The sequence below is a fragment of the Rahnella aceris genome, assembly GCF_011684115.1.
GTDB lineage: Bacteria > Pseudomonadota > Gammaproteobacteria > Enterobacterales > Enterobacteriaceae > Rahnella > Rahnella aceris.
Map to the genome: position 1 here is coordinate 2,228,732 of NZ_JAADJV010000001.1, position 22,923 is coordinate 2,251,654.

Below are 22,923 nucleotides of genomic sequence, written 5' to 3' on the forward strand. Positions count from 1 at the left end.
AGGTCAGGAGGGGGTATTAAAAAAACAATAATGGTAAAAGCTTTCGCTTCCTGAGTTGCCATTAATACCCCACCCCAACCCTCCCCTTCGCAGGGGAGGGAGTTACGGGTTAGCGACCGCCTTTGGTCAGTTCACGCTTCATATCAATAATCTGCTGATATTCAGCCAGGGACGTTTCGCCGATATGCTGTTTGCCGCCCACCGCTTTTACGAAACAAGCGTGGTCATCTTTATCCAGTTTCTTAATGGCAGAAACCAGCTTAGCTTTAAATGCCGGTGGCAAATCGCTGCGCACTAAAATCGGACCATTAGGAATTAATGGCGATTCCCAGATAATGCGGATTTTCTTCATCAGATCCGGATGGTCCATGCGGATCATGCGGTTGAATGCACCGGAGGTATAACCGGTTTCGCGGTCGCCGATCATTGAAGTCCAGGTGACTGCGCCTTCGAACTGGCCGTTCAGCACGCCAAGAATATCCTGCTCATGGCCGCCGGAGAAGGTCACGCTGGAGAAGAAGTTGTTGTATTTGTTATCCGTCGTGCCGCCAAATTCTTTCTTGAATGTCTGGTTCGGGATCAGGTAACCCGAAGTAGAATCCGGGTCAGCGAAACCGAATGATTTGCCTTTCAGGTCAGATAATTTCTGGTACGGGCTGTCGGCTTTTACGACAACCACGGAGTGATAACCCCGGGATTTATCCGTATCGTCAATAACAATGCCGACCAGATCCACCGCTTTCGGATTATTAATATAAACCGAAGCAAAAGATGACGGGGACATGCTTAATACCATATCCACTTTCTTACCTAATAACCCCTGAATAACACCTGAATAATCGGATGAATTACGCAGTTTGGTATCCACATTTAATTCTTTATCGAAGAAATCTTTTACACACTGATTATCGCCGATTTGCTGGGTGGCATTCTGGCCACCCAGAATACCTAAGTTTAATTCTTTAGGAGCATCTTCTGCCATGCTGTGCATTGCAGTAAAAGAACCTGCTACGAAGACTGCCAGACGTAATAACTTCTTCATGTAATGATGACCTTGTGTAGATTGAGAGAAAGTAGAAATAAGCACTGCAAAATAAATAACGTTATTGTTTAACTGTTTATCGCTTCGTGTTCTTCACCGTATAACTGATGCAAAATGCCTTCAGTTAACTGGTCCGGATGGCCGTCGAAAATAATCTGCCCTTTCGCGATGCCGATAACGCGGGTGCAATAATCTTTCACCAACTCGACAGAGTGCAGGTTGACCATCACGGCGATATTCTCTTCGCTGACTTTTTTCAGCGCATTCATGATGCGCAGGGTATTTTTCGGATCCAGTGACGCCACCGGTTCATCGGCCAGCAGAATTTTCGGGTTCTGCATCAGCGCGCGACAAATCGCCACACGCTGCATCTGGCCGCCGGAAAGGTTTTCGGCACGCTGCAATGCATGCGGCAGCATGTGCAACCATTCAAGCAAAGAGATGGCGCGGGCGCGGTCTTCGTCATCGAACTGGTTAAAGAATGATTTGAACGTTGAGGTGTGGCTGAGACGCCCCAGTAACACATTTGTCAGGACATCCAGACGAGGCACCAGGCAGAAATCCTGAAAAATCATGCCACAGCCTGAACGCCAGCGACGCAATGCTTTGCCGGTAAGCCCGGCCAGCTCCTGCTGTTCACCATTTTCGTAATGACATACCACACTGCCATCCGTGAGCGGGATCGTACCGTTGAGCACATGCAGCAGGGTGGATTTACCCGCGCCAGAACGGCCAATTACCGCCACGAACTCACCGGCGTGGAGATCAAAATTGATGTCATTCAGGACACGCTGACCCGATTTATAGGATTTCACCAGGCCTTTGACGTCCAGAACTTTGTTCAGATGCTGTGGCCCGGTCTGAGGATATTCAGCCTGTGCCAGCTTAAGTTGAGCTTGCGCCATGATGCTGTCTCTCGGTTGCTTTCGTTATCTGGCGTTCATTAAGCGCGAGTTTTATGACACATCAATGACGATTTAATGGACAGCGCATGACAAAAATGCAACAGATTAAGTGAAATTACCTAACCCATATCCCGAATGACGTTTAACTTAACAAGTATCATTTAAGTCTATGATTAGATGGCATCCCATCAAAAAAGGAAGATGAAATGGATAATCAGTCACTCATCGCCACGCTGAAAGAGATTGCCGGCAGCCGCCACGTTTTAACCGGCGACAGCAACACCGAACGCTACCGCAAAGGGTTTCGCTCCGGTGGCGGTAAAGCGCTGGCGGTCGTATTTCCACAAACGCTGCTGCAACAGTGGCAACTGCTCAAAACCTGCATCGCCGCCGACAAGATTGTCATTATGCAGGCCGCCAATACCGGGCTGACCGAAGGTTCGACGCCCAGCGGCGACGACTATGACCGCGACATTGTTATTTTCAGCACCCTGAAACTGGACACGATCCAGTTACTCGACGGCGGTCATCAGGTGATCGGTTTTCCCGGCAGCACCCTGTATAAGCTGGAAAAAATCCTCAAGCCCTACAACCGCGAACCGCATTCAGTGATTGGCTCGTCCTGCATCGGCGCATCGGTGGTCGGCGGGATCTGTAATAATTCTGGCGGATCGCTGGTGAAACGCGGCCCGGCGTATACCGAAATGGCGCTCTATGCACAAATCGATGCACAAGGTGAATTGCGGCTGATTAACCATCTGGGCATTAATCTTGGTGAAACGCCGGAAGAAATCCTGACACGTCTGGAAAAAGGCGATTATCTGGAAACCGATATCCAGCATGATCAGCGTCTGGCGTCGGATCACGATTATGCCTCACGTGTCCGCGAAGTGGATGCGGATACGCCGTCGCGTTTCAACGCGGATGAGCGACGTTTATTTGAAGCTTCAGGTTGTGCGGGCAAGCTGGCGGTTTTCGCCGTGCGGCTCGATACGTTTCCGGCAGAAACGCAGCAGCAGGTTTTCTACATCGGCACCAATGACACGGCGGTGCTGACAGAATTACGCCGCCAGATCCTGCGTGACTTCGCTAACCTTCCGGTGGCAGGGGAATACATGCACCGGGATATTTTCGATATCACCGAAGTCTATGGCAAAGACACTTTCCTGATGATCGACAAACTTGGCACCGACAAAATGCCAGACATGTTTACTGCCAAAGGAAAGTTCGATGCACACGCCAGCAAGGTCCCTTTCCTGCCCAAACATTTCAGCGACCGCGTGATGCAGTGTCTGAGCAAAGCCCTGCCGAATCATCTGCCACCGCGTATGAAGCAGTATCGTGACCGGTTTGAACATCACTTACTGCTGAAAATGTCCGGCCCCGGTATTGACGAAGCCCGAACCTTTTTGACACGTTTCTTTAGTGAGGGTCAGGGTGATTTCTTTATCTGTTCCGCCGACGAAGGCAAGAAAGCCTTCCTGCATCGCTTTGCCGCCGCCGGTGCCGCCGTGCGGTATCACGCGGTACATGAAAAAGAAGTGGAAGATATTCTGGCGCTGGATATCGCACTGCGCCGCAATGACCGCGACTGGTTCGAGACATTGCCGGAAGATATCGACAATCAACTGGTGGCAAAACTGTATTACGGCCATTTCATGTGCCACGTTTTCCATCAGGATTACATCGTCAAAAAAGGCGCAAACAGCAAGGCGCTGAAACACAGGATGTTAGAACTGCTCGACGCCAAAGGCGCGGAATATCCCGCCGAACATAACGTCGGCCATTTGTATCTGGCAAAACCACATTTGAAAGAATTCTACCGGCAGGCAGACCCGACCAACACCTTCAATCCGGGTATCGGGAAAACCAGTAAGATGAAGAACTGGCAGGAATAATGTCCTTCAAAAGAGGAATGGCGTAGTCGGCGCAGGCAGTTTGTTCCCAGACAGCGCGGAGGACCCGGAGCGTACATAAAGTACGTGAGGAGTCCGAGCACTGCCCGGGGGCAAAATGGCAAGTAAGATAGCCATTAAGTTAAAATAACTGTGTTCCGTAACCCCACATAATTACCGTCAGAGCCAGAAGCAGCTCTAATACCAGAACGCCCATTGCCAGTGTTGAACTGGAGAACAGGAACCCTTCGCGACGGTCGATATTGAGGAAGTTAGGAATGCCGAGATACAACAGGTATCCGCTGTAACACAGGCCGATCAGCCCGACAAACAGGCATAACCAGACCATCGGATACAGGGCTACGACCCCGCTGAGGAACATGGGTGTGGCCACGTAGCCGGCAAAGACGATACAGTTGTTGAGTGTCGGGCGGCTGTCATAGCGACGCGCCATTCCGTAGATAATCCGCCCCATCAGTGCGACAGCAGCGAGCATCAGAACATAGAAAATGACGGCGATATAAGACGCGGTAAACATGGAAACCATCAGCTTCTCGCCATCACCGAAGTTCCAGCCAAGTTGTGTTGTTCCGATGAAAGAACAGACAACCGGGATGAGCGCCATTAAAAGAACATGGTGGGAATACACATGTGAAACGGTTTCCCGCTCACGCTGGATTTGTTGCAATTCGGGACCCGGATTGGATATCAGTCCCCAGACATGATTAGCCATGAAACACCCCCTTGTACGCCGAAAGCCGCCAGCAGCGCGCAGTGATAAACCTTCGGGATTGCCCGTCAGACAAGGGCATAAAGAAGGTGGCGACCTGTCTATATTATAGTCGCTCTTGCCAGCTTTGCTGATACGGCCAATTCAGCGTAATGGGAGATCAACCGTATCAGGTCGCCGTTAGTGAATATAGCGTGCAGCCGTAAACGTCACGCCAACCAGTACCAGCATCATGCTGACAATCCATCGGGTCTGTTTAATCATGAGATCGTAAAACATTGCCTGCATTGCACTCAGTGAAGCTTCAATCTTCACAAAGCGTTCATCTACTTTTTCAAAGCGCCAGTCGATCTTCTCAAATCGTTGATCTATTTTGTCAAAGCGCTCATCTACACGATCGAACTGTTTATCGACCTGTTGAAACTGTTTATCTACCTGTTCAAACTGTTTATCTATCCTCACCAGATGATCGTCAATTCTCAGCAGGTGCCCGTCGATGCTCTGTTCGGTTTTCCCGACACGACCCCCGATATCTGTCACCGCTTCAGTGAGCGTGACCATCTGGTGCTCCAGTTTGCCGACACGGAGATTCGTCTCCGTGATCACTACCGTTAGCTGACTGACCTGCTGTTCCACCTTCCCTACCCGCAGATTCAGCCCGGCAATTTCCTCACCATTTTTGATGCCCTGCTTTTCAATATTGTTGATCTGGTTTTGCATGAGCTTTTCCATGAGCGATTTTCCTTTGTAATCTTCCGGCCAGGCAGGCGCGCCTGGAAAATAGAGCATCCTGTTGATCGGCGATAGATCCCGTCTGCTGAGCTGAAACATAGTTGTTGTCCCTCACATGAGCTTTCCCTGTTTAGAAATCCTTAATCTGGCCACAGTTTGCACTGGATAAATAACCACCTCAAATCAATTTCCTTCTCGACAAATACGCGATTGCTTATGTATCTATATATGATTGAGTTGCATTGCTTTAATGAATAAATATCAATGAAAATAACCTGTTACGGGGATCGTTAACAGGTCAAACTTAAGGAATTACGGACGCCCGCGGGTTATGGAAATCATAGCGTGCACCGGGGAAACCGGGCATTTTCCAGCCCGCATTAACTCATCAGTTTTTACAGGTAAAAAAGTCTGCGGTACGGTTAAAAAATCATTAACGTAGAGGCAGACACTTATCAGGAGAATTACATGCGCATTACCTGCTTACATACGGCCGACAGCAATATTGCGGTTTTCGAAAATACAGCTCACGAACTTGGGCTGGATCAGCATAAGTTTGTGCATGTTTCGCGGCCCGATTTACTGGCTGCAGCCGAAAAGGCGGGCGGGCTGACTGCAGAAATTCGTCAGCAAACGGCGGATGTGCTGCTGGCATTGAGTGAAAATGCCGATCGCGTTTTACTGACCTGTTCGACGCTGGGTTCTGCCGCGACGCTTGCCAGTGAAAGTGCCGCGGTGCCGGTGTTGCGTGTCGATCAGACGCTGGCGGAACAGGCCATGAAAACAGCGGGCAGTGTGGTCGCACTCTGTGCGGTCGAAACGACCCTGGAGCCGACGCGGCAGTTGTTCGCGAAGGTGGAAAAACATCCGCAGGCGCAGTTTGAAATCCATCTGGTGGCAGGCGCATGGGAAAAGTTTAAGCAGGGGGATCTGGCCGGATATTTACAGGCTATCGCAGCGGCGGCTGATGTGGAATACAGGCGAGGCGCGGCCTGCGTGGTGCTGGCTCAGGCTTCGATGACCGGTGCGGCACAACTGACCCAAATGGGCAAACCGCTTACCAGCCCGGAATGTGGTCTGCGCGCGGCACTGGCCTGAAATTAGCAAGCACACAGCAAAAATGCAGGCAGAAGCTATACTGATAAGGAATATCATTGGCTTAGCCGGATGGCCGATGACGACTGAAGGTTATGTTAAGGAGAAAACATGAAAATTATTCTGTGGATCATCGCCATCATCTTTATCGTCGGCTTACTGACCCTGACAGGGGTGTTTAAACTGATTTTCTGACCACGTTGTCTGTCCCTGCAAAACAAAAAGTCCGGCATCTGGCCGGACTTTTTCATTTCAATCATCTGCTCAATCATCCGCCTCTTCGACGGAAGGCTGCGTTTTCTGCTGCTCTTTCTGCTTACGGTAGTTTTTGGCAATCTGTGGAACAGGCACTGCTTTGCCGGTTTCCATCCAGGTGCGCAGGCGGTTGGCATCGGCAAAGGCCGTAAATTTCCCGAAGGCATCCATCACGACCAGCGTAACGGGCTTGCCGTTAATGGTGGTACGCATCGCCAGGCAATGGCCGGCTTCATCGGTGTAACCGGTTTTGGTCAGCTGGATATTCCACGACGGGTTCATAATCAGATGGTTGGTATTACGGAACGGCAATGCATACGCCGGATGGCTGAAGACAGCCGTTTTTTCAGCAGTCGTACTTAGCTGACCGATCAGCGGATAGCGCTGTGAAGCCAGCAGCAGCCGTGTTAAATCACGCGCGGTGGAGACGTTGCGCGGCGACAAACCGGTCGGTTCAGCATAATGCGTATGGGTCATGCCCAGCGATTTCGCCTTCGCATTCATAGCATTGATAAATGCAGAATAACCGCCCGGATAATGTGCCGCGAGACTGGCCGCAGCCCGGTTTTCTGAGGACATCAGCGCCAGTTGGATCATCTGACGACGGGTAATTTCACTGTTCAGTTTCACGCGGGAGAACACGCCACGCATTTCAGGTGTATTACTGATATCGATATTGATCACTTCGTCGAGTGGCAGATTCGCATCAAGCGTCACCATCGCGGTCATCAGTTTGGTCAGGGAGGCAATCGGCCTCACCTCATCCGGATTTCGGGAATAAATCACTTCGTGGCTTTTCAGATCCACCACCATGGCACTGCCGGAAGCAATTTGAACGATCGGGGCGACGGCCGGCTCATGCTTTGCAGCGGTGGCGGCAGGGGCAGACAACATGCCTGTATTTAAGGCTAATAAGCTCAGAACCAAAAGACGGATTTTCACATGCATTGCTCTGTATTTAGAAAGTTGTCATTAAGATATGTCGTAACAGCGGGCGGAATTATAAGTGAGGCGAAAAGTCTTAGCACCCGCAATTTTCAATTCTATTTGTCACAAAGTCTGTCACCACCACCCACAGACCGTGGAACGACGAGTAAGTGAACACTTGCGTAAGAATGCACTGAAAAAATAAAGGGACGCTCAGAAAGCGTCCCTTCGAAATACACAGGTGAATATTATTGATTGTCGATCAGATAACCAATCTCCTTCGACGTCTTCAGCACGCGCACTTCAGTAAATAACTCTGTCGCCTCTTCGTACTCTTTACGCAAATAACTCAGCCACTGTTTAATGCGCGCAACGTGATACAAACCGGTATCGCCCTGCTTTTCCAGACGGGTGTATTTCTGCAACAACGTTATTACCTCCGGCCACGGCATACGCGGTTCGTTGTACTTCACCACACGGCTGAGATTCGGAATATTCAGCGCACCGCGCCCGAGCATCACGGCATCACAACCGGTGGTGTGCAGACACGCCTGGCCGCTTTCGTAATCCCAGATTTCACCATTGGCGATCACCGGAATACTCAGGCGTTGACGGATTTCGCCAATCGCAGCCCAGTTAATACGTTCCGGCTTGTAGCCGTCTTCTTTGGTACGCCCGTGCACCGTCAGTTCCGTTGCACCCGCCTGCTGCACGGCATCTGCAATTTCAAAACTGTGTTCCAGCGAATCCCAGCCGAGACGCACTTTGACAGTCACCGGTAAGTGAGCGGGCACCGCTTCACGCATGGCTTTGGCGCCCTGATAAATCAGCTCAGGATCTTTGAGTAACGTTGCGCCACCGCCACTGCCGTTAACCAGTTTGGACGGGCAACCGCAGTTGAGATCGACACCGTAAGAGCCCAGTTCCACCGCACGGGCGGCGTTTTCGGCCAGCCATTGCGGATACTGACCGAGTAGCTGAACGCGCACTAACGTGCCCGAAGACGTGCGGCTGGCATGATGTAATTCAGGACACAAGCGATAGAAGGATTTGGCGGGAAGCAGCTGATCCACCACGCGCAAAAACTCGGTGATGCACAAATCGTAGTCGTTTACTTCTGTGAGAAGTTCACGAACCAGAGGATCAAGCACACCTTCCATCGGAGCCAGTAATACGCGCATCGCAGTTCAACCCTTAAAAATGACGCGCAAGATTACCGCAAGGCCCGCCGCCGGGCAATTACCCCTGAGACAAATCGCCGCTTAATGAGGTTTTCGCCCTGCCCTGCAAGCGTCTGACTCTGACGGAGCGCCAGGCAATCCACACCGCCAGAAGCGCAGGCACAGCAAACAGCAGGAACATCCAGAATGCCGCGCTGGCTGCACCGCTATCCCCCTTATCAACGCCTGCAAAGTTAGCCACCGTTCCGGCTAACGCCGCGCCAAGCGCCGCCGCAAAAGATTGCACCACGGTTATCGACGCACCGGCTTTTTCGCGATCCTCTTCCGGTGCCTGTTGCAGAACGCGGGTCAGCAAATGCGGCCAGCCGAGGCCAATCCCAAAACCGGCCAGCGTCAGCCCGAGCACTACGCCACTGATATTCAGCCACGGCAGGCCGAAAGCGACCGGTACGGTGAACAACAGTAAAAGCAAACCGGCAGCCAGGATCAGTGGCCCGCAGATAATCGCGCCATCCGCGCGACGGCCTGTCCAGCCGGAACTGGCCACTTCACTTAATGTCCAGCCCGCGGCCGCCGCGGCAGTGATGTATCCGGCAGCCAGCGGGGTCTGACCGTGTAAATGTTGCAGCAGATACGGCACAAACAGTTCGCAACCGAGGCCGATAATCAACAACGTCATCACCAGATACAGGCCATAGAGCGGTGAGGAACGGCGTAAAGCGTTGCGCGGCAGCAGTCTGACATCCGCCGTAAATTCGCGGTGGCGCAAGATTAAAATCATCACCACCGCGACCACGAAACCGAGCAAGTTAATCAGCCCTGATGAAGACAGGCTGCCCGCCGATACCACTAACACTGCGCCGGTCAGCAAGGCCAGTTGCATCAGCGGCAGCGGTTCGTCCGGCTGCCGGTCGTGCCGGGATTTTGGCAAAATCCGCCAGACCCACACCCCGAACAGCGACGTCACCGGCAACAGCAAACCAAACGCCCAGCGCCATGCATGCAGTTCGGCGAAGATACCCCCTACCGCCGGGCCGACCAGCGTCGCAATGCCCCACATCGCCGAAATCAGCGCCATGGCGCGCGGCCAGAGAGATTCTTTAAACAGGAGGTTGATCATCGCGTAGGAGAGTGCGAACAGGAATCCGCCCCCCAGCCCCTGCAGCGCCCGTCCGAGCAGCAGCACCGGCATATTCGGCGCGGCGGTACAAATGGCGGCACCGGCAATAAAAATAGCGGTCGCCATCAGATAGCTGCCACGCGGCCCGGCGGTGCGCATCAATCGTGCAGAAAGTGCTGAGCCGAGAATGGAACACACAACATACAGCGTAGTGTTCCAGGCATACCACGCCAGCCCGCCGATATCCTGCACAACGGAGGGTAAAATCGTGATGACGATGTAGCTGTTAGTCGCATAAAGCGCGACACCTGCGCTCAGGGTAATGGCACTGCCCCGGTTTTCGGCGCTGAATAAATCCGCCCATCCGTTCTGACTTCCCGACATTTTCTCTGCATCCCTTTGGTTTGTACTGTCCACGCATTGAAGCGTGCTGTGGTTATGATATGATTAAAACAAGAAATAACTTGGAATATTTTTTACGTAATCTAGAACCCGTCGAGGCAATATGTCAAGCAATGACCTGGAAAATAAAAATGACGTACGGCAAAGCGTCGCAGAGCGTTTACTGATGCTGCTGAAAACCCACGGGCAACTTCAGGCCAGCGATGCCGGCCATCTGCTGGGTACCACAGGTGAAGCCGCGCGCCAGCAGTTTGTGAAGCTGGCGAAGGAAGGACTGGTGGAAGCCAAATCTGTCTCACAGGGTGTCGGACGCCCGGCGCAGTTCTGGCAACTGACCGCCGCCGGTCATGCGCGATTTCCCGATGCCCACGCTGACCTCACCGTACAACTTTTGCAACTGATCCGCACCTCTCTGGGGGATTCGGCGCTGGATCAGCTCATCACCTCGCGGGAAAAAATCACGCAGGAACACTACCGCCAGGCGATGCTCGAGGCGGTGTCGATGGAAGACAAATTGCAAAGGCTGACGGATATCCGTACCCGTGAAGGCTATATGGCGGACTGGAAAATGCAGGAGGATGGCAGTTATCTGTTTGTCGAAAATCACTGCCCGATTTGCGCTGCCGCAGCCACCTGTCAGGGATTTTGCCGTGCGGAACGCGATGTATTCAGCGATGTGCTGAACGCCAGTGTCGAACGCACCGAACATATTTTGCAGGGTGCACGCCGTTGTGCGTACGTGATTCGTTAGATTACCCGCGAAAAAAAACCGCCTTCAGTGAAGGCGGTTTGATTGCATTACAGGGGATCCGGAAACTTATTTGTTGCCGCTGCCTGCATTGCCGGTGCGACGCTGGCCTGCATGGGCAGGACGCGAACGTGCCGGACGGTTCTCAGCTGAACCACGGTTTTCTGAACCCCGGTTTTCAGACGTACCGCTGCGCTGACCGTTACCGCCCTGACGCGGAGCGCCTGAACGTGGAGCACCCGTACGCGGTGCGCCAGGACGCTGGCCCTGACGTGGCGCGCCACGACCACCACCACCGCCGCTGCCCTGACGACCATTGATGATCGGCTCAGCTTTGATGCTCGGATCGGGCTCGTAACCTTCCAGTGCGATGCGAGGAATTTCACGTTTCAGCAGACGCTCGATATCACGCAGCAGTTTGTGTTCGTCCACACACACCAGAGAAATCGCTTCACCGGTGGCTTCCGCACGACCGGTACGGCCGATACGGTGAACGTAATCTTCCGGTACGTTTGGCAGCTCATAGTTGACCACGTGCGGCAACATATCGATATCCAGGCCACGCGCAGCGATGTCTGTTGCCACCAGAACACGGACAGAACCGGCTTTAAAATCAGCCAGTGCACGGGTACGTGCGCCCTGACTTTTGTTGCCGTGAATAGCAGCAGCCGTGATGCCATCTTTATTGAGTTGTTCAGCTAAATGGTTTGCACCATGTTTTGTCCGGTTGAACACCAGCACCTGTTTCCAGTCGCCTTCACCGATCATCTGAGACAGCAATTCTCTTTTGCGTTTCTTATCAACAAAATGAACGCTTTGTTCAATTTGCGCAGAAGCGGTGTTACGACGCGCGACTTCGACAGAGGCCGGGTTGGTCAGCAACTTGCTCGCCAGACCTTTAATCTCATCAGAGAACGTCGCGGAGAACAGCAGGTTCTGACGCTTGGCAGGCAGTTTTGCCAGCAGGCGACGGATATCGTGAATGAAGCCCATGTCCAGCATGCGGTCGGCTTCGTCCAGCACCAGAATTTCAACCTGAGATAAATCAACAGCACGCTGATGTTCCAGATCCAGCAAACGACCCGGCGTTGCGATCAGCACATCCACACCACCGCGCAGTTTCATCATCTGCGGGTTGATGCTCACACCACCAAATACCACCAGAGAACGCAGGGTGAGGTATTTGCTGTAGGCCTGTACGTTTTCACCAATCTGCGCCGCCAGCTCACGGGTTGGGGTCAGGATCAGCGCACGAACCGGGCGACGTCCTTTGAATTGCGCGTTGGTATGGCTGAGCATATTGAGCAGCGGCAAGGTAAAACCAGCGGTTTTACCGGTACCGGTCTGCGCACTCGCCATCAGGTCACGGCCTTCCAGCACGACAGGAATAGCCTGACGCTGAATAGGCGTAGGTTCGCGATAGCCCTGTTCTTCAACAGCACGCAAAATTTCGGCACTTAAGCCGAGGGAATCAAATGACATATAAGGAAAAGCTCCAGTCCACTCTAACCCGAACGGGGTTCGGTGCAGTTTCAAGAGTGGATGATCAGACGAGGCAAATGAGGCATTACCACGAGGATTCGGCACAAACTGCAGTGCGCCAGTTGGGGCGATAGTAGCACAAAACGCCGCTCTGCGTGAAGTTATCTCCTTCTGGCCTGTAACTGATGGTTACAGCCGCAGATTCTGGTAACAGTTTCAGGCCGCATAATCTGCCGCGATAATCCGAAACTTTGACACAGGATAATCAATTATAAACCTGATGAATGGGTTCCCACTTTTTGCGTCCCACTTCACAGATTTGATTGCTATGCTTCTTTTCTCTCACTCCTCTGTCCATAAGGCTACATCGCTGCAACATGGAAACTTGGAAAGTAAATTTAATCTCCGTCTGGCTGGGTTGTTTTTTTACCGGCATGGCGATGAGTCAGATCCTGCCTTTTTTACCCCTTTATATCGAACAACTTGGCGTAACGTCTCATGAATCCCTGAGCCTGTGGTCAGGGCTGGTATTCAGCGGCACGTTCCTGGTTTCCGCCATCGTTGCGCCGTTGTGGGGCAGTCTGGCTGACCGCAAAGGCCGCAAACTGATGTTGCTGCGCGCCGCGCTGGGGATGGCGATTGTCATGATGTTGCAGGGGTTCGCCACCAACGTCTGGCAGCTTTTCATTCTGCGCACACTAATGGGCCTGACGTCCGGGTATATTCCCAACGCGATGGCGCTGGTCGCCTCGCAGGTCCCGCGCGATAAAAGTGGCTGGGCGCTCGGCACGCTGTCTACCGGCCAGGTATCCGGCGTGATTATCGGCCCGCTGCTCGGCGGCTTTATGGCTGACCATCTGGGCCTGCGCACGGTGTTTTTCGTCACCAGCGGCATGCTGTTTATCAGCTTTCTGATCACATTATTTTTGATTAAAGAACGCGTGGTGCCGGTCACCAAAGCCAACCGTCTGAGCGGCAAAGCCGTATTTACTACGCTGCCCTACCCGTGGCTGATTGTCAGCCTGTTCGTCACCACCATGATGATTCAGCTCGCCAACGGTTCCATCAGCCCGATCCTGACACTATTTATCCGCGAACTGTCATCGGATACCAGCAATATCGCCTTTATCAGTGGTGTGATTGCCGCCGTGCCGGGCGTTTCCGCGCTGATGGCCGCCCCGAAACTTGGCAAGCTCGGCGACCGCATTGGCGCGCATCGCATTCTGATTGCCGCGCTGGTTTTTTGCTTCATTCTGTTTTGCCTGATGGCACTGATTAATACGCCGACCCAGCTCGGGATCCTGCGTTTCATGCTCGGTTTCGGCGATGGCGCGCTGATGCCTGCGGTACAGGCGTTGCTGGTGAAATACAGCAGTGATCAGGTCACCGGCCGGATATTCGGTTACAACCAGTCTTTTATGTATCTCGGGAATGTGGTCGGGCCGCTGATTGGCTCAAGTGCCTCGGCACTGCTTGGCTTCCGCTGGGTGTTTATTGTCACGGCGATACTGGTGCTGTTCAATACGGTGCAGGTTTGGTGGAGTTTTCGGCAGGTGCCGACGGGGCGGGTCAGGTTTTGATTTGCTCCTCCCCCTGCGAAGGGGGAGGCCGGGAGGGGGTTTTAAGGGCTGACACCATTATCCCTGCACACTTCAGCTTTCATTTTTTGATCTTAATACCCCACCCCAACCCTCCCCTTCGCAAGGGAGGGAGCTAATAAACCTAACCTGTCAGCATAAAAAAAGGGACACTTCTCAGTGCCCCTTTCTCATATTTGAAATCAAAAAACCTTACCGGCGGTTGCCGAAGATCCGCAACAACATCAGGAACAGGTTGATGAAATCGAGATACAAGGTCAGTGCGCCAACAATCGAGTATTTACGAAAGTTATCGCGGTCATCCGCTGACAACTGCGCACCCATATTTTTCAGCTTCTGCGTGTCATACGCCGTCAGACCGACGAAGATCAGCACACCAGCGTACGAAATGATGTTCGCGAGGCCGGAGCTTTTCAGCCACATGTTCACCAGTGATGCCAGCACCAGACCAATCAGCGCCATGAACAACATGCTGCCGATCCCGGTCAGGTCGCGCTTGGTCACGTAACCGTAGACACTCATTGCGCCGAACATACCGGCAGCGACGATGAACGTTCCGAAGATTGAATCACCGGTGTAGACCAGAAAAATGCTGGAAAGCGTCAGACCGGTCAGTGCGGAATACAGCATAAACAGGCCGGTGGCGACCGTGCCGCTCAGGCGGTTCACCATGCCTGAAATCACGAACACCAGCGCCAGTTGCGCGATGATCAAGCCGAAGAAAGTAATCTGGCTGGAGAAAACAAAGCTCATGATTTTTTCAGAGCCGGAAGCGTACCAGGCCACAAATGCGGTCAGCAGCAAACCACAGAACATCCAGCCATACACTTGCGCCATGTACGCCTGAATGCCGGTATTCGCGCGTTCAACAATTGAACCGTTACTGCGTGGATATCGATCCATGATGATTACCCTTTTGCATGGAGGATGAAAAATGAGGCCAAAACAGCCTCCCGATTTGTAAAGCGTATCACAGATAGAGAGAAAAGCATGGGAGGTCTGCGTGTGGTTGAGGCGCTATTTACCAGCGCGCCGCCGCCTGTTTATCACTGTCGCGGGCATCGACCCAGCGATCACCCTCTTCTGTGGCTTCACGCTTCCAGAACGGCGCGCGGGTTTTCAGATGATCCATAATGAATTCATTGGCTTCAAAAGCCATGCCGCGATGTGCGCTGGTCACGCCGACAAACACAATTTCATCGCCCGGATACATGGGTCCCACACGGTGATAAACAGACACACGTTGCAGCGGCCAGCGGGTACGGGCTTCAGCAACAATCTCAGCCAGCGCTTTTTCGGTCATGCCCGGATAATGTTCCAGCGTTAAGGCGCTGACATGATTACCCAGATTATGATTACGCACTTTGCCGGTAAACGTGACCACGGCACCGTCAGCGTCCGATTGCGCCAGCCAGTTGTACTCATCACCCACGCTGAACGGCGCGGCATCAACAACAATTTTCGTCTGATCCATCTCAGCCCCCGGTGACCGGCGGGAAGAACGCCACTTCATCGCCCGCACGCAGCGGATGCGCCATCGTGGTCAGCGTCTGGTTAACCGCCACCAGTAATTTCCCGGATTCCAGCGCCAGTGCCCAGCGGTCGCCGCGTCCGGTGAGCGAAGCGCGCAGCTCCTCCACCGTGGCGAAATCAGCAGGGAGTTGCAGACCGGAGGTGCCGGTCAGTTCGCGTACCTGCGCGAAGAACAGAATGTCGATCATACTTCCACCTTACCTTCCGCCTTAAAATCTCCTGATTTACCGCCGCTTTTCTCCAGCAGGCGGATCGGGCCAATCACCATATCTTTTTGCACGGCTTTGCACATGTCGTAGATAGTGAGTGCCGCCACAGAAGCCGCCGTCAGCGCTTCCATTTCCACGCCGGTTTTACCGCTCAGACGGCAGCGGGATTCGATGCGCACACGGTTATGTTCCGGCTGTGCTTGCAGATTCACTTCCACTTTGGTCAGCAGCAGCGGATGACACAATGGGATCAGATCCCAGGTTTTCTTCGCCGCCTGAATGCCAGCGATACGCGCCGTAGCAAATACATCACCTTTATGGTGATTACCGTTGATGATCATCGCCAGCGTGTCAGCGGCCATTTCAACAAAAGCTTCGGCGCGGGCCTCGCGGACCGTTTCGGCTTTACCGGAAACATCCACCATGTGAGCGTCGCCGGACGCATTAATATGGGTCAGTTCAGACATACTTATTTCTTCAAATGTGGAGTGAAATTGCACGGCCCCTGACGGGCATCGAGCTGCGCTTCAATAATGTTGTCCCAGGCAGTCTGGCAGGCGCGGGTTGAACCGGGCATGGCGAAAATCACCGTCTGGTTGGCGATGCCGCCGATGGCGCGCGACTGAATCGTCGAGGTGCCGATATCTTCAAACGACACCATGCGAAACAGCTCGCCAAAACCTTCAATTTCACGGTCAAACAAAGGCTTCAGCGCTTCCGGCGTATTGTTGCCCGCGTTAAAACCCGTGCCACCGTTGACCAAAATCGCCTGAATCTTTTCATCCGCAATCCACGCAGATACAACAGCGCGGATGCTGTAAATGTTCTCTTTGACAATTTGCTGCGCGACGACATGATGGCCGCCTTCGGTCACCGCTTCTTTCAGGTAATGCCCGGACGTGTCTTCAGCGTCGGTTCGGCGGTCAGAAACCGTCATGATCGCGACAGATAAAGGCAAGAACTCTTTACTGGCTTTGCTCATCAGTTTGCTCCTTAAACGATCAGTACCGGGTTTAGCCGCCGATAAACGACAGGTTCTGAGTAATTCCGGTATTGCCTTCATGCAGGAAGTGGGTTTGTTTTTTACGGCTGAGGCCGCCCTGAATGCGGTCCATCAAATCGTCCTGTTGCATGTCGTCGGCTAATAAATCCCGTAACGGAATGCCTTGCTCGCCGAACAGACACAAATGCAGATTGCCGAGGGCAGACACACGCAGCCGGTTGCAACTGGCGCAGAAGTCTTTTTCGTACGGCATGATCAGACCGATTTCACCCAGATAATCCGGATGACTGAAGACTTGCGCGGGGCCATCACTGCGTGAGCGAAGTTGTAACTGCCAGCCCTGACGCACCAGTTGCTCGCGCAGCACCTCACCGGAGACGTGGTGTTTGCGGAACAAGTCGCCGCCGTCGCCGGTTTCCATCAGTTCAATGAAACGCAGCTGGATCGGACGGGTTTTTATCCAGTCGAGGAAGGTATTCAGGCTGGCGTGATTGACATCGCGCATCAGCACGGTATTGACTTTCACCTTGCTGAAACCGGCGTCAAAGGCCGCATCTATACCCGCCATAACGTCGCGGAATTTATCCTGACCGGTGATGGCGTGAAACTGGCGGGCGTCGAGACTGTCGACGCTGACGTTGATGTTGGTCAGACCGGCATCGCGCCATTTATCGATATCACGCGCCATGCGATAACCGTTAGTGGTCACCGCGAGGGTTTTGATGGAAGGATTTTCGCGCACTGCGGCAATGATCTCGCAGAAATCGCGGCGCAGCGACGGCTCTCCACCGGTCAGGCGCACTTTTTCCGTTCCCAGACTGGCGAACGCGCGGCTGACCCGACGGATTTCATCGAGCGAGAGAAAGCTTTTATTGCTGTGTCCGTGCGGCTTGTAGCCATCCGGCAGACAATAGGTGCAACGAAAATTGCACACATCTGTGATCGACAGCCGCAAGTAATAAAACTTGCGGGCAAAAGCATCAGTAAGTTGAAGCACCTTAACACCTTTCCAGATACGGGAGATGCGGGCATTTCTGCCATGCACCCTGGTGACTTTCGTCACGGCCAGGGCTCCATATTGTTTCTGTGGGAACGACGTCAGAAAGGCAACTTAGGAACCAGGGCTAGGAGTTGATTCATGCCGTCCATAGCGGATCGAGAATGAATACGGGGGTAACGGGGGATATTCTAACGCCGCAAAGTCCTGAACGCCAAGATGGTTTTTCGTTATGCATTTTGATACATAACGATTTTTTACGACAAAAGGCTGCATTTTCAACGCTGAAACTGCCCGGTTTTTAATGTCCTGAGAGTGGCGTGAAGGGATAACATCTTGTTGCAAAATTAGGTAAAATCCGCCGCAGAAAACGATGTAAACCCGCCGCTCCCCATTTGAAAGGAAAACCATGCGCAACCGAACATTAGCAGACCTCGACCGGGTGGTGGCATTAGGCGGAGGTCACGGGCTGGGCCGTGTGATGTCTTCACTCTCGCTGCTGGGTCCGCGCCTGACCGGCATTGTGACGACCACCGATAACGGCGGTTCGACTGGCCGTATCCGCCGTTCCGTTGGCGGCATTGCCTGGGGCGATATGCGCAATTGCCTGAATCAGCTGATCACCGAACCGAGTCTGGCGTCGGCGATGTTCGAATACCGTTTCAGCGGCCAGGGCGAGCTGGATGGCCATAATCTTGGCAATCTGATGCTGCGCGCGCTGGATCATCTCACCGTGCGCCCGCTCGAAGCGATCAATCTGGTACGAAGCCTGCTGAAAGTCGACGCAGAACTGATCCCGATGTCAGAACAGCCAGTCGATCTGGCGGCCATTGATGCCAATGGTGAAACGGTTCACGGCGAAGTCAACGTCGATAAACTGACGCTGATCCCGCGAGAACTGCGGCTGGAACCTCAGGTGCCGGCCACGCGCGAAGCGTTACAGGCCATTGCTGAGGCAAATCTGATCCTGATCGGGCCGGGGAGTTTCTTTACCAGCCTGATGCCGTTGTTACTGATGAATGATCTGACAACCGCGCTGCGCCGCAGCCGGGCGCATATCGTGTATATCGGAAATCTGGGGAAGGAACTGAGTGTCGCCGCCGCGTCGCTGACGCTGGACGACAAACTGGATATGATCGAGAAACGCATCGGCCGCCGCGCCGATGCCGCGATTGTCGGGCCGAAAGTCAAAATCGGCGGAAGTGCCACTGAACATCTGATTATTCAAAGCCCGCTCGAAGCCAGTGATGTGCCCTATCGTCATGACCGCGACATGTTACGCATGGCGATTGAAGAGGCGCTGCAAAAAATGATCTGATTGGTAAACATCAGATATAAGAAAGGCCGCGCGATGCGGCCTTTTTTGCGTCCGAAAACTGAATTTACTGCCAGTCAGCCAGGATTTCCGCAGTGGTTTTTACCGTTACCGGATTTCCCGGCACAGATAACTCACGCCACACTTCATTATGCTGCCCGATCAGTTGCTGCGCCGTCGCGTGTGTGCGATCGCCGGTAGTGTGCGCATCTGACGCAACCGTCACGGCATAGCCTTTGCTGGCAGCGATTTTGATGGTGGTGTCTACGCAATAATCCGTTGCACAACCGCAAAGGGTAAAACGGGTCGCATTCAGTTCCTGCAGAACGTTATCGAGTGAAGTGCGGTAGAAGGAATCACAGGCGGTTTTAGTCACAGAAATCGCGCCTTCCGGCTGATGCAATTCCGGTAATATCTGCCAGAATTCGCTGCCTTCGGTCATTTTACCTTCAGCGTGCTGAATGAAAATAACCCGCCCTGCCCGGTCAATCAGCTGATTAATGCGCTCAGCCCGTCCGCTGCGGTCATAACGCGGGGAAGCGAACACCCCGTTTTGCATATCCACCACGATAAGAACATGTTGCTCTGACACGATCCTTCCCCTCAAATGAACAGAATGAAATGCGCCTAAATTACTTTTTCACCAGCGGATGGTTATTCCACGGGCTGTCGGCAGCCGGTTTGGCGGTGCTGACTTTTGGCTTTTGCGGAGCCTGTGCTGAGAGCGGTGTGCGGCGCTTGCTGCGGGTCATATCCGGGCGCAGATGACCTTCAATGAAATCCAGATACAGCGTTTCCACTTCCTTACGCGCCCACGGCGTGCGGCGCAGAAATTTCAGGCTGGATTTCACACTCGGGTCGCTTTTGAAGCAGTTGATATTCACCTGCGAGGCCAGCGCCGGCCAGCCAAAGTTATCCACCAGCGTTGTCAGCAGTTTTTCCAGCGTGACGCCGTGCAGCGGATCTTTCGCTGCGCCAGGGTTTTGTGGTGTATCAGTCATTGGCTCGCTCTTCGTTAAAATGTCTGGGTCATGATTTTTAAGCCGCGCAGTCTACCACCCTTCTCGTTACGAAATCGCAATAAACTGCTCACGCAGGGCATGCAACTCGTCGCGCGTGTTGGCCGCCTCTTCGAATTCCAGATTTTGCGCGTGCGCATACATCTTGCTTTCCAGCTCTTTGATGCGTTGCTCCAGCGCTTTCGGCGTAAGCGATTTGAAGGTTTGCGCCGCTTCGGCATCGCGTTTGTCTTTGTTCTTTTTGGTTTTCGGCTGACCGAGTTGCAGGATGTCGGAGATCTTCTTGTTCAGCCCCATCGGCGTGATGCCGTTTTCGAGGTTGTACGCTTCCTGTTTGGCGCGACGTCGTTCGGTTTCTTCAATGGCGCGGGCCATTGAATTGGTAATTTTATCACCGTACAGAATCGCTTTACCGTTGAGGTTACGTGCCGCGCGGCCGATGGTCTGGATAAGCGAACGTTCAGAACGCAGGAAGCCTTCCTTGTCCGCATCGAGAATCGCCACCAGCGACACTTCCGGCATGTCCAGCCCTTCGCGCAGTAAGTTGATGCCGACCAGCACGTCAAATTCCCCCAGACGCAAATCGCGGATAATCTCGACGCGCTCGACGGTATCGATATCAGAGTGCAGGTAACGCACCTTCTCGCCGTGTTCCTCCAGATACTCAGTCAGATCCTCGGCCATACGCTTGGTGAGCGTGGTGACCAGCACACGCTCGTTAATCGCCACGCGCTTGCGGATTTCAGACAGCAGGTCATCAACCTGCGTGGTTACCGGTCGCACTTCGATGATCGGATCCAGCAAACCGGTCGGACGCACGACCTGATCGACCACATCGTCACCGGATTTCTCCAGCTCGTATTTGCCCGGCGTGGCCGAGACATAAATACTTTGCGGCGCCAGGGCTTCGAATTCCTCAAAGCGCATCGGGCGGTTATCCAGCGCCGAAGGCAGGCGGAAACCGTATTCCACCAGCGTTTCTTTACGCGAGCGGTCGCCTTTGTACATACCGCCGATTTGCGGAATGGTGACGTGCGATTCATCGACAATCAGCAGGCCGTCAGCCGGTAAATAATCAAACAGCGTCGGCGGCGGCTCGCCCGGCCCGCGGCCAGACAGATAACGTGAGTAGTTTTCGATACCGGAGCAATAACCCAGCTCGTTCATCATTTCGAGATCAAACTGCGTACGCTGGCTGATGCGCTGTTCTTCCAGCAATTTGTTGTTGGCCAGCAACACTTTGCGGCGATCCGCCAGTTCGACTTTAATTTCTTCCATCGCCTGCACAATACGTTCGCGTGGCGTGACGTAGTGGGTTTTCGGGTAGATGGTGAAACGCGGCACTTCATGCTGCACCTGGCCTGTCAGCGGATCAAACAGCGAAAGGCGTTCAACTTCCTGATCAAATAACTCAATGCGCAGCGCCAGATCGTCCGATTCCGCCGGGAACACATCAATCACTTCGCCACGCACGCGGAAAGTACTGCGCTGGAAAGCCTGATCGTTGCGTGCATATTGCAGTTCCGCCAGACGACGCAGGATCGAACGCTGATCGATAATCATCCCTTTGGTCAGGTGAAGCATCATTTTCAGGTATAAGTCCGGGTCGCCCAGACCGTAAATCGCAGAAACAGAGGCCACCACAATGACATCGCGCCGTTCGAGCAGCGCTTTGGTGGCAGAAAGACGCATCTGCTCAATGTGTTCGTTCACCGAGGCGTCTTTTTCGATAAAGGTATCGGAACTCGGAACATACGCCTCAGGCTGATAATAGTCATAGTAAGAGACGAAATATTCGACGGCGTTTTCCGGGAAGAACTCTTTCATCTCGCCGTATAACTGTGCGGCCAGCGTTTTGTTGGGGGCAAGCACCATCGTCGGACGGTTCAGATCCGCAATCACATTCGCCACGGTAAAGGTTTTTCCTGAACCGGTTACCCCGAGCAATGTCTGGTGCGCCAGTCCGTTCTCCAGCCCTTCTTCCAGACGGCGTATTGCCTCAGGCTGGTCACCTGACGGTTTAAATTCGGAATGCAGTTTGAACTCTTTACTCATGACGGGCTACCTGACTGAAATGGGAATGCATAGGGCCGTGCGCGCTGAACGGGTGAACAGTTTGCGGAAAAATAGTATGAAAGACTTCGCGATTTTTGCCAGCCCTGATTTTACCTTCGCTATAATACTGTATATAAAACCAGCTTCCAATCGATAAAAAGTGTTGGCGTTTTAACGTGCTGTCGATGCTGCACTTTTTTAGGATATGACGAATGAGAATTCTCACCATCAGATGACATTTTTTCCCAAAATCCGCATTCCCTCCATTTTCTGACCACAGGTTGACGAAGATTGACACAACTATGACGAACGAATTACGGCTGTATTGCTTTTAACTAACTCGTTGATTAAAAACAGTATCATTAAAAAGCTGCGAATACGGGCAAACTAAGCGGAACCCGCATGCTGACTCGTCTGTAGCAACTTTTCTCACTCTCATGCACAAGGTTATCCACAGGAATAGTGGATAAGTCCCAGCACGCCCCGCGCTGCGGGAGTTGGTAAAAAACTGAATTTTGCCTTCCGTGAGTCTGAAAGGTCTTTTTTAGTTATTTTTTATCTTTTTTATCTCCTTATTTATGCCTATTTTGCCTAAATTTCTGGGCTGATGTTTCTTGCAAAAACCAAAAGTGCATCTCACCAGAATTTTTTGCTCACGTTTGTCCATGTGTTTGCACCAA

23 protein-coding genes and 1 riboswitch are annotated in these 22,923 nt (G+C 53.0%); of the genes, 6 read left to right on the forward strand and 17 right to left on the reverse strand.

The features are described 5' to 3' along the window. Nucleotides 1–109: 109 nt before the first annotated feature. Nucleotides 110–1,042: a phosphonate ABC transporter substrate-binding protein gene (gene phnD / locus GW591_RS10155; protein WP_013576361.1), complete on the reverse strand. Its 933-nt coding sequence runs from the start codon at nucleotides 1,040–1,042 to the stop codon at nucleotides 110–112. 68 nt (nucleotides 1,043–1,110) lie between these two features. Beyond that, nucleotides 1,111–1,947 carry a phosphonate ABC transporter ATP-binding protein gene (gene phnC / locus GW591_RS10160; protein ID WP_015690220.1) on the reverse strand — a complete coding sequence of 279 codons (837 nt, stop codon included), beginning with the start codon at nucleotides 1,945–1,947 and terminating at the stop codon, nucleotides 1,111–1,113. A gap of 206 nt (nucleotides 1,948–2,153) precedes the next feature. Here phnC and dld point away from each other — a divergent pair, with 206 nt between their 5' ends. Then, nucleotides 2,154–3,845, forward strand: a complete 1,692-nt coding sequence (gene dld / locus GW591_RS10165; protein ID WP_015690221.1) for a D-lactate dehydrogenase — start codon at nucleotides 2,154–2,156, stop codon at nucleotides 3,843–3,845. 139 nt (nucleotides 3,846–3,984) lie between these two features. Here the strand turns inward: dld and GW591_RS10170 are convergent, their stop codons facing one another. Both GW591_RS10170 and GW591_RS10175 read right to left on the reverse strand, forming a co-directional pair. After that, nucleotides 3,985–4,575: a Yip1 family protein gene (locus GW591_RS10170; protein ID WP_013576364.1), complete on the reverse strand. Its 591-nt coding sequence runs from the start codon at nucleotides 4,573–4,575 to the stop codon at nucleotides 3,985–3,987. A gap of 177 nt (nucleotides 4,576–4,752) precedes the next feature. Then, nucleotides 4,753–5,403 (reverse strand): hypothetical protein, encoded by a 651-nt coding sequence (locus tag GW591_RS10175; protein WP_166860531.1) that lies wholly within the window; start codon nucleotides 5,401–5,403, stop codon nucleotides 4,753–4,755. A gap of 369 nt (nucleotides 5,404–5,772) precedes the next feature. Here GW591_RS10175 and GW591_RS10180 point away from each other — a divergent pair, with 369 nt between their 5' ends. Both GW591_RS10180 and GW591_RS24285 read left to right on the forward strand, forming a co-directional pair. Beyond that, the gene (locus GW591_RS10180) at nucleotides 5,773–6,402 is read left to right on the forward strand and encodes an Asp/Glu racemase (RefSeq protein WP_166860533.1); all 630 of its coding nucleotides are present in this window, start codon (nucleotides 5,773–5,775) and stop codon (nucleotides 6,400–6,402) included. 108 nt (nucleotides 6,403–6,510) lie between these two features. Further along, nucleotides 6,511–6,594, forward strand: coding sequence for a small membrane protein YohP (locus tag GW591_RS24285; RefSeq protein ID WP_019105993.1), 84 nt, complete (start codon nucleotides 6,511–6,513; stop codon nucleotides 6,592–6,594). A gap of 69 nt (nucleotides 6,595–6,663) precedes the next feature. Here the strand turns inward: GW591_RS24285 and pbpG are convergent, their stop codons facing one another. The 3 genes from pbpG to GW591_RS10195 form a co-directional block, all read right to left on the reverse strand. Then, complete coding sequence (gene pbpG / locus GW591_RS10185) at nucleotides 6,664–7,602, reverse strand: D-alanyl-D-alanine endopeptidase (protein WP_015690223.1); 939 nt, start codon at nucleotides 7,600–7,602, stop codon at nucleotides 6,664–6,666. A gap of 227 nt (nucleotides 7,603–7,829) precedes the next feature. Continuing rightward, entirely contained in the window at nucleotides 7,830–8,762 is a 933-nt protein-coding gene (dusC, locus tag GW591_RS10190) for a tRNA dihydrouridine(16) synthase DusC (protein ID WP_015690224.1), read from the reverse strand. Nucleotides 8,763–8,820: 58 nt separating this feature from the next. Beyond that, nucleotides 8,821–10,266, reverse strand: coding sequence for an MFS transporter (locus GW591_RS10195; protein ID WP_112151651.1), 1,446 nt, complete (start codon nucleotides 10,264–10,266; stop codon nucleotides 8,821–8,823). A gap of 121 nt (nucleotides 10,267–10,387) precedes the next feature. On the opposite strand from GW591_RS10195, the gene GW591_RS10200 reads away from it, so the two are divergent. Beyond that, nucleotides 10,388–11,035: a helix-turn-helix transcriptional regulator gene (locus tag GW591_RS10200; RefSeq protein WP_166860535.1), complete on the forward strand. Its 648-nt coding sequence runs from the start codon at nucleotides 10,388–10,390 to the stop codon at nucleotides 11,033–11,035. Nucleotides 11,036–11,101: 66 nt separating this feature from the next. Here GW591_RS10200 and rhlE read toward each other — a convergent pair whose 3' ends face one another. Then, nucleotides 11,102–12,514: an ATP-dependent RNA helicase RhlE gene (rhlE, locus tag GW591_RS10205; protein ID WP_013576371.1), complete on the reverse strand. Its 1,413-nt coding sequence runs from the start codon at nucleotides 12,512–12,514 to the stop codon at nucleotides 11,102–11,104. A 377-nt stretch (nucleotides 12,515–12,891) separates the two neighbouring features. Between rhlE and GW591_RS10210 the strand changes: the two genes are divergently transcribed. Beyond that, nucleotides 12,892–14,094, forward strand: a complete 1,203-nt coding sequence (locus GW591_RS10210; protein WP_013576372.1) for a multidrug efflux MFS transporter — start codon at nucleotides 12,892–12,894, stop codon at nucleotides 14,092–14,094. 210 nt (nucleotides 14,095–14,304) lie between these two features. Here the strand turns inward: GW591_RS10210 and GW591_RS10215 are convergent, their stop codons facing one another. From GW591_RS10215 to moaA, 6 genes are all read right to left on the reverse strand, one after another. Continuing rightward, nucleotides 14,305–15,015 carry a Bax inhibitor-1/YccA family protein gene (locus GW591_RS10215; RefSeq protein WP_013576373.1) on the reverse strand — a complete coding sequence of 237 codons (711 nt, stop codon included), beginning with the start codon at nucleotides 15,013–15,015 and terminating at the stop codon, nucleotides 14,305–14,307. Between the two features lie 118 nt (nucleotides 15,016–15,133). Then, nucleotides 15,134–15,586, reverse strand: coding sequence for a molybdopterin synthase catalytic subunit MoaE (gene moaE / locus GW591_RS10220; protein WP_166860537.1), 453 nt, complete (start codon nucleotides 15,584–15,586; stop codon nucleotides 15,134–15,136). Nucleotide 15,587: 1 nt separating this feature from the next. Beyond that, the gene (gene moaD, locus GW591_RS10225) at nucleotides 15,588–15,833 is read right to left on the reverse strand and encodes a molybdopterin synthase sulfur carrier subunit (protein ID WP_013576375.1); all 246 of its coding nucleotides are present in this window, start codon (nucleotides 15,831–15,833) and stop codon (nucleotides 15,588–15,590) included. Beyond that, complete coding sequence (gene moaC, locus GW591_RS10230; RefSeq protein ID WP_013576376.1) at nucleotides 15,830–16,321, reverse strand: cyclic pyranopterin monophosphate synthase MoaC; 492 nt, start codon at nucleotides 16,319–16,321, stop codon at nucleotides 15,830–15,832. The genes moaD and moaC overlap by 4 nt, the downstream gene beginning before the upstream one ends. Before the next feature lie 2 nt (nucleotides 16,322–16,323). After that, nucleotides 16,324–16,836, reverse strand: coding sequence for a molybdenum cofactor biosynthesis protein B (gene moaB, locus GW591_RS10235; RefSeq protein ID WP_013576377.1), 513 nt, complete (start codon nucleotides 16,834–16,836; stop codon nucleotides 16,324–16,326). Nucleotides 16,837–16,867: 31 nt separating this feature from the next. Next, nucleotides 16,868–17,854: a GTP 3',8-cyclase MoaA gene (gene moaA, locus GW591_RS10240; protein ID WP_015690228.1), complete on the reverse strand. Its 987-nt coding sequence runs from the start codon at nucleotides 17,852–17,854 to the stop codon at nucleotides 16,868–16,870. Then, nucleotides 17,844–18,000, reverse strand: a riboswitch (molybdenum cofactor riboswitch). Its footprint overlaps the gene before it by 11 nt. A gap of 263 nt (nucleotides 18,001–18,263) precedes the next feature. On the opposite strand from moaA, the gene GW591_RS10245 reads away from it, so the two are divergent. Next, a complete protein-coding gene (locus tag GW591_RS10245) occupies nucleotides 18,264–19,172 on the forward strand; it encodes a gluconeogenesis factor YvcK family protein (RefSeq protein WP_013576379.1) in 909 nt (302 codons plus the stop codon). 64 nt (nucleotides 19,173–19,236) lie between these two features. On the opposite strand, the gene GW591_RS10250 is transcribed toward GW591_RS10245, so the two are convergent. From GW591_RS10250 to uvrB, 3 genes are all read right to left on the reverse strand, one after another. Further along, nucleotides 19,237–19,761, reverse strand: coding sequence for an isochorismatase family protein (locus GW591_RS10250; RefSeq protein ID WP_166860539.1), 525 nt, complete (start codon nucleotides 19,759–19,761; stop codon nucleotides 19,237–19,239). A gap of 40 nt (nucleotides 19,762–19,801) precedes the next feature. Then, nucleotides 19,802–20,170, reverse strand: coding sequence for a VF530 family protein (locus GW591_RS10255; RefSeq protein ID WP_013576381.1), 369 nt, complete (start codon nucleotides 20,168–20,170; stop codon nucleotides 19,802–19,804). Between the two features lie 66 nt (nucleotides 20,171–20,236). Beyond that, nucleotides 20,237–22,243, reverse strand: a complete 2,007-nt coding sequence (gene uvrB, locus GW591_RS10260; RefSeq protein WP_013576382.1) for an excinuclease ABC subunit UvrB — start codon at nucleotides 22,241–22,243, stop codon at nucleotides 20,237–20,239. Between the last annotated feature and the right edge of the window lie 680 nt (nucleotides 22,244–22,923).